Origin of the sequence: Haladaptatus sp., from assembly GCF_049589095.1 — an archaeon.
In the GTDB taxonomy this organism is placed as follows: domain Archaea; phylum Halobacteriota; class Halobacteria; order Halobacteriales; family Haladaptataceae; genus Haladaptatus.
In genome coordinates this window covers 1-6,652 of sequence record NZ_JBAWAC010000348.1, presented here as the reverse complement: position 1 = coordinate 6,652, position 6,652 = coordinate 1, and the positions used below count along the sequence as shown (strand labels likewise).

The following is a 6,652-nucleotide window of genomic DNA, read 5'->3' as shown; positions in this document are numbered from 1 at the left end:
CGCCGGTAACTCCATCAGCGCGAGCGCGACCCCCGTGTTGACGACGATGCCGACGTTCGCCCGGTACAGGCCGTACGCCAGTACGCCGACGAGGACCACCTGAAGCGACCGCACCAGCAACCGTTGTTGGTCATCCGAGAGCCATCCGTCCGACGACTGGACGGCCGTCGTCTCCTCCGAGTCGCGTCGCTTACCGCCATCCCGAAAGCCGAACCGGCGCGAATCGATGTGCCGGAAGTACGTCGCAAACACGATTCCGGCCGCGAGACCGGCGAGGGTCGCGGCGAGCAGCGACCACATCAGGCTTTGGAGCCCATGAAGGTCGTGCATATCGAGCGTCCGGTCGGCGACCCACTGGACGACCGCCCACAGACCGGCGATCGCCATGGTCGTGATGACGACGAACAGGACCGCAAACCACGGGGAGAGTTCGACTTCGGTGAACGCGTCCAATTCCACCGCCAGCACCAGCGCAAGCCCCGCGACGGTCAGAAACGTCGCGACGGAGAGCGGAAGAATCGAGCCGAACGGGACACTCAAGAGGGGAATCGCGACGAAACAAAGCGCTTCCCACGGCACCATCGTCGTCGGGCGGTGGTACGCTCCGACGGGAATCAGCGCGAGCGCGAGCGCGACGAGACCGAGACCAGCCCAGAGGAAATCCCCGCCGAGAACGCTCGCGAGAACGGAGATACCGATTACGGCGGCGAGAATCCATGCGGCGAGCGCGTTTCGGGTTCCCCGCACGATTCCCTCGGTCCGGGACATACGTCTACTACGGCCATCACCAGTTAAAAACGAAAAGGCCGATAGGGTCGAAACGAGGGACGATTTACCGCGCCAACTCGTGTACCCTCGTGACCACGTTCCACGTGCGTCGCGTCGCAGGCATACCCAGAACATTCCCGACATCGGTGAACTGGCCGCTTTTCCGCTCGTCCGTTCGAATACGGCTGTACACTTCGCGGTTCAAAGTTTCGAACTCCTCGGCGTAGTTCCCGGCGGCTGAAAGCGTTCGAATCCGCTCGTCATCGGGGCAGTCGTTCAAAAACGAGACGTACAGCTTCGTCGTCCCGTCCTCCGATTGCGCGAACGGACATCGGTCGATAATTTCGTGGAGTTCGTCGCGTGTCCTGACCATGACCGAGATATCGTACCCGAACGACGCTTCGACGGCATCCACGAGTTCGTCTTCAAGTTCGTTCGCGGCCGAATCGTCCGTCTCGAACACGACGTTCCCGCTCTGGATGTACGTTCGAACGTGTTCGAATCCGAGCGATCGGCAGAGGTCGCGGAAGGCATCCATCTTCATTCGATTGTGTGCGCCGACGTTGATGCCGCGTAGAAAAGCGATGTACGTCGTCATGGGGTATCACTCGATGATGGTGTGGAATCATCATAAAGAACGTACTTTTCGCTGGTAGACGGGGTACTCGACCGAAACCGTTCGAGTGTCCGGCGGACAACACGATAGAATGGTCTCCTTAATCGAGATGCCTCCCCACGAACGGGGGAAGAACAGCGATTCCGATTTCGATTTTCGAGTCAACTACGCGCGCAGCCACGCCTTCGGATGTTCGTCGCGGAGATGGTCGTGATACCACTTCGTCGCTACCGGGTAAGACGTGCCGATCATCTGCAAACCGCAGTGTCGGCAACGAGCCATTGCCATATGGAACACGGTAGAAGGAGGGAGTTGATAGCTGTTGCTATTTGAATTGGACTGTTTCTTTGAACCTACCGCGTGGGAAACAACCCCGTAACAACCCGGAGTGCCGAGCGGGTTCACGGTCCATCACCCGTTTCCTATCCGGAGACGACCAGTATTTTCGTGTTCCCTTGCTTGTCCTCGAACTTGCTTCCCGCGGGTGGTTTAATGTCGATTTCGAGCGTGCCATCGTCCTGATTTGGTCCCAATCCTGGATGTATCGACAGTGTCGCTTTCCCATCATCGCCCGTCGTCGCGGTCTGGATGTGTTTCAACGTGGCTGAATCGCTCTTCAAGACGACTGTGGCCCCTGCGACGGGGTTGCCGTCCGAATCGATGACGGCGATATCGACCGAGTGATAGCCCGGGTGGACCACCTCAGGCGACGGTTTCGCGTCGAGTTCGCTCACCGTCAACCCGTGAAGCCCCGACAACATGTTCATCATCACCCCGAGACTTGCGACCCCGACGACGAGCGCGATGACCAACCGAATGGGAAGTCCCTCGATGGCCCGCTCGTCCGACCGAAACGTCCGAATCCCACGACGATGCTTCACCTGCCGTAGCCGCTGACGCACTGACATGGCCCGGAGTGGTTCCGGTTTGGAGTATAAACCCTCGGACGAAGGTTTATACCGGAGGTCGAAACCAACACCCGGCATGACCGACGTTTTGGGGCGAACGGGCGACACAGGTGTTTCGGGAGGGCTCGGCACCTATCGCGCCCGAGACGGTAGTGCAGGTGCGCCGGTTCGGATCGATTTGGACGGGCCACACGCCACGCTGGTCGTCGGCAAGCGCGGGTACGGAAAATCCTACACGCTCGGCGTGCTGATCGAGGAACTCGCGGAGACGGCGGGCGTCACCCCCGTCGTTGCCGACCCGATGGGGGCGTTCCGGACGTTTGCCGACGTCTCCGGATTCGACGTGGTCGAGAACCCTCGCGTGTCGGCGGACGCGCTTTCCCCACGCGCGTGGTGTGAGTTGCTCGGACTTGATCACGAGGATTCGGCCGGGTCGCTGGTGTGGCAGGCCGTCGCGAAGACGGGGTCGCTGGCCGGGATGCACGAATACGTCTCGGACGCGGACGTCGCGCGGACTACCCGCCGCACGGCCCGGAACCATCTCGCGCTCGCCGACTCGTGGGGCGTATTTTCGCCCGATGGACTCACCGCGACGGATTGTGTGGCGTCGGCGACGATACTCGACTGCTCGGGGTACGACGACGCGCCGATGAACGCCGTCGTTCGGGCGATTGCCGACGATCTGTATCGTGCCCGGGTCACGGATTCGGTGGCGACGCTTCCGTGGCTGGTCGTGGACGAGGCACACGCGTTCTTCGATGGAATCGCCGGGGCGGCGCTCGAAACCATCCTGACTCGGGGGCGGCGACCGGGCGTCAGTTTCGTCGCCGCGACGCAGCGTCCCGCGGCGCTTCCGGACGTGGCGGTTTCCCAGTCGGATCTGCTCGTGGCCCACCGACTGACTTCACGGGCCGACTGCGAGGCGTTGGCTCGTGCTCGCCCGACATACATGCACAGGTCGTTCGCCGACCGAATGCCCGAAACACCGGGGGCAGCCCTCGTCGCGGACGACGCGACCGAAAACGTCCACGAGATCCGGATTCGGGAGCGACACGTCGAACACGGCGGCGGGAGTCCGAGCGCGAGCGAATTCGCAAACCGGTAATATCCGGCTCCTTTCGAGTTCGTTAAGTGGATTCGGGAGGGAACAGTGACTAACCGGGCGATGGAGTCCGCCTCCCCCAACCGCCGAACACGTCGGCTGATGACTCCTTTTCGAGAGCGACAGATATGGGACGCACACATCCACTCCACACGTTAGAAGTTCTGCTATTGGTTGGCGTCGGTGGGTTTGCGGGGTCGAACCTCCGCTACTTCGTCAGCCTCGTCCAACCCGGCTTGACGGGGACGCTCATCGCGAACGTCGCTGGCAGTTTCGCGCTGGGATTCATCCTGTACGAGGCCATCTACATGGGGTATCTGGCCGACCAAACCCACGTCGTGGTCGGCACCGGTTTCCTCTCATCGTTTACGACCTACAGCACGTTCGCAGTGCAGACGACGCAAGCGGCGTCGCCGCTCTGGATGATCGGCAACGTCGCGGCGAACTACGGGTTAGGACTGATGGGCGTCCTGCTCGGCCGGACGCTCGCCCGTAACGTCAACGGGAGGAGCAAGGAAGCGGAGAAGATGGCAGAGCAGGAAACGGCGGAAACGGAGGTGCCGGAATGAGTTCGCTCGATCCCGCCCACATCGTCGGAACGGGCGGTGCGATCGGCGCGCTGTGCCGCCATTTCGTCAGCAAACGGATCGATGCTGACGAGTTCCCGATCGGAACGCTCACCGTGAACGTCGTGGGGAGTTTCGTCCTGGGTCTCGTGACGTTCCTCTCCCTCGGGAATCAACTCGCGCTCCTGCTCGGCACCGGTGCGTGTGGCTCGTTTACGACGTTCTCGTCGTTCTCCTTCGAGACGTTTCGGTTGTGGGAGACCGGCGAGCGATTCCGCGCGGCCACCAACGCCCTCGGCAACCTCGTCGGTGCCATCCTCGCTATCGCTCTCGCGTGGGGCGTCGCCCAACTGCTCGGCTAAGCTACGCCGTCACTCGGATCACGAGTACCGGCAGGTCGGTATTGCGGATGACTTTCTCGGTGACGCTCCCGTTCAGGAAGTGTTCGAGACCGGTTCGGGCGTGGGTCCCCATCACGATGACGTCGATTCCGTGTTCGTCCGCGTAGGTGAGGATTTCCTCGTGGGGAATCCCGCGCAGGAGTTCCGTTTCTAGCGGTACGTCCCGTTCGTCCGCCACCCGTGTTACGTCCGAAATCGCCGTTTCTCCCAGTTCCGTTCGGTCACGCTCGATGGTGAGCCATTTCGTGTCGGAGAGCGTGTTGTAATCCCGCGTATCGACGACATACACCGAATGTACCCTCCCACCCGTAAACGACGCGAGATCGAGTGCTTCCGTGATGGCGTCGGTAACCTCTGAACTACCATCGGTCGGGACGAGTATCTCGTCGTACATCCTGTTCTACCTTCGGCGGGCAGGGAAATAACTGTTCTACAGGAAGTAGCGATACCAGACGACGATGACGGACGGCGTCAACAGGATCGCCGTGAGATACGAGTAGAAGATACTCAAAGCCGTCACGAGGCCGAACTGACCGAGAACTGGCGTGATGGCGAGAACGAGAATACCCGTCCCGGCAACCGTCGTTAGCATACTGCCGGTCAGCGCACCGCCAGTGCCGCGGACGGTTCGGGTGAGGGCGTCGAACACGTCGGTGTCCGTCGTGTGGGATGCATCCGTTCCCTGCTCGAACTCGTCGGTAAACCGATGCACGACGTGGGCGGAGTAGTCGGTTCCCAGTCCGAGTGCAATCGCGAGAACGGTTGCGGTAAGCGCGTTGAACGGGATGCCGAACAGCCGCATCGTTCCGGCGAGAAGTGCGACGGCGACGACGATGGGAAGCAGGTTGATCACGCCGAAGGCCGCCCGTCCGACGAGCACGCGATAGACGAACGCGAGAAAGACGGCAGTCGCGATGAGCGCGGTGATGAGGCTCCTGAGAGCCGAAGCGAAGATGATCGACGCGATGGATTGGAACACGACGGTTTCGCCCGTCGCCGTCGCGGGAAGACGATATCGGCCCGCGAGGGTTCGGGCATCACGAGCGACTGCATCCTGCGACGCGCTGCTTTTCGTCGAGTAGACGACTTGTGCGTGTCGCTGGTCCTCCGTGATGTACTGGAGCGCCTCGTCCCGTACGGGCGACGACAGCAACCGATCGTAAATCGTGCCGAGGTTATCGTCCGGAACGCCGTCACCATCGATGTCGTTCCGTTGAACGAGTCGGCGGAACGACGGCGACCGACTGCTGTAGTTCCGGATGACGGTGATGATGCTCTCGGAACTCGCCTGTCGATCCCGCTGGACGAACGCCTTCGGCGGGTTGTGGTTCGCGTGCTGAATCGATTCCAGCGCGTAATCCTCGCGTAACGGCCCCTGAACGTACACCGTCACGGTGTCGCCCTGAACGGCGGCGAACTTCTCGTCCAGAAAGTTCGTCGTTTGGGTGACGGTGTACGTCCCCGGCGCGAACGGTTCCGGGAGCGATTGCAGATAGCTCGGCGTCTGTTCCGGCGGGAGGAAATCCTCGTTCGAAAAGGACGTGCTGATGCCGGTGGCGTAGTACCCCGAAACGACCGTCACGAGCAGCGCGAACGCGAGAACGAACGGTGCACCGCGCCGAGCGAGCGTGACGCTGACTTGCAGGAGTCGCCCGAGTGCGGACCCTTCCTCGCCGAGCGGTCGTAAGCCGAACACGGGAAGGTCGTACCGGAACCGAAGTCGGTCGGTTTCGACCTTGGCCGCCGGGAGGAAGATACCGAAGATGAGCGCCGTGACGAAGATGCCGATCGCGGCGACCAGTCCGAACTCGCGGATCGGTTGCAGGCGACTCGTGAGGTTCGACCCGAACCCCATCACGGTCGTCCCCGTGACGATGAAGAAGGCGACGAGCAGTTGGTCAGTCGTTCGCCGCATCGATCTCCCGATTCCCAGTCCGGTGACGCGCTCCTCCCGGTAGCGGTTGATGGCGTGTATGCCGTAGTCGATACCGACCGCGAGGAGCAAGGGCGGCACGGCGACGAGCAACTGTGTGAACGGAATCCCGATCCAGCCCATGAACCCCAGCGTCCAAATGACGGTCATCACCAGCGAGACGACCCCGAGCAGGAGGTCCAAGGGGTCACGATAGGCGAAGATCAGGAAGACGAGTATCAGGATCGCGGCCGCGGGCGTGACGATGATGAGCGAATCGAACGTGACGCTCGACAGTTCCGAGGAGATGATACCGCTACCGAACACGCGGATGTCGCTATCGACGCTCCCGACGACGGATTCCGAGCGGAGTTGGATC

9 protein-coding genes and 1 riboswitch are annotated in these 6,652 nt (G+C 61.7%); of the genes, 3 read left to right on the top strand and 6 right to left on the bottom strand.

Annotated features, from left to right (window positions below):
- The 4 genes from WBV42_RS11075 to WBV42_RS11060 all read right to left on the bottom strand — a co-directional run.
- A partial coding sequence (locus tag WBV42_RS11075; protein WP_423986083.1) for a hypothetical protein occupies positions 1-768 on the bottom strand: 768 nt, incomplete at its 3' end.
- A 64-nt stretch (positions 769-832) separates the two neighbouring features.
- Positions 833-1,366: a DUF1697 domain-containing protein gene (locus tag WBV42_RS11070; RefSeq protein WP_423986082.1), complete on the bottom strand. Its 534-nt coding sequence runs from the start codon at positions 1,364-1,366 to the stop codon at positions 833-835.
- Between the two features lie 183 nt (positions 1,367-1,549).
- Complete coding sequence (locus tag WBV42_RS11065) at positions 1,550-1,672, bottom strand: hypothetical protein (protein ID WP_423986081.1); 123 nt, start codon at positions 1,670-1,672, stop codon at positions 1,550-1,552.
- A gap of 134 nt (positions 1,673-1,806) precedes the next feature.
- Positions 1,807-2,292 (bottom strand): Ig-like domain-containing protein, encoded by a 486-nt coding sequence (locus tag WBV42_RS11060; RefSeq protein ID WP_423986080.1) that lies wholly within the window; start codon positions 2,290-2,292, stop codon positions 1,807-1,809.
- A gap of 76 nt (positions 2,293-2,368) precedes the next feature.
- Here WBV42_RS11060 and WBV42_RS11055 point away from each other — a divergent pair, with 76 nt between their 5' ends.
- From WBV42_RS11055 to crcB (WBV42_RS11045), 3 genes are all read left to right on the top strand, one after another.
- Positions 2,369-3,397 (top strand): ATP-binding protein, encoded by a 1,029-nt coding sequence (locus tag WBV42_RS11055; protein ID WP_423986079.1) that lies wholly within the window; start codon positions 2,369-2,371, stop codon positions 3,395-3,397.
- A gap of 47 nt (positions 3,398-3,444) precedes the next feature.
- Positions 3,445-3,513, top strand: a riboswitch (Fluoride riboswitch).
- Between the two features lie 9 nt (positions 3,514-3,522).
- Positions 3,523-3,963: a fluoride efflux transporter CrcB gene (gene crcB / locus WBV42_RS11050; protein ID WP_423986078.1), complete on the top strand. Its 441-nt coding sequence runs from the start codon at positions 3,523-3,525 to the stop codon at positions 3,961-3,963.
- Positions 3,960-4,322, top strand: coding sequence for a fluoride efflux transporter CrcB (gene crcB, locus WBV42_RS11045; protein WP_423986077.1), 363 nt, complete (start codon positions 3,960-3,962; stop codon positions 4,320-4,322). The genes crcB (WBV42_RS11050) and crcB (WBV42_RS11045) overlap by 4 nt, the downstream gene beginning before the upstream one ends.
- A gap of 1 nt (position 4,323) precedes the next feature.
- On the opposite strand, the gene WBV42_RS11040 is transcribed toward crcB (WBV42_RS11045), so the two are convergent.
- Entirely contained in the window at positions 4,324-4,755 is a 432-nt protein-coding gene (locus tag WBV42_RS11040) for a universal stress protein (RefSeq protein WP_423986076.1), read from the bottom strand.
- A gap of 36 nt (positions 4,756-4,791) precedes the next feature.
- The coding region (locus WBV42_RS11035) for an efflux RND transporter permease subunit (RefSeq protein WP_423986075.1) at positions 4,792-6,652 on the bottom strand (1,861 nt) is incomplete at its 5' end.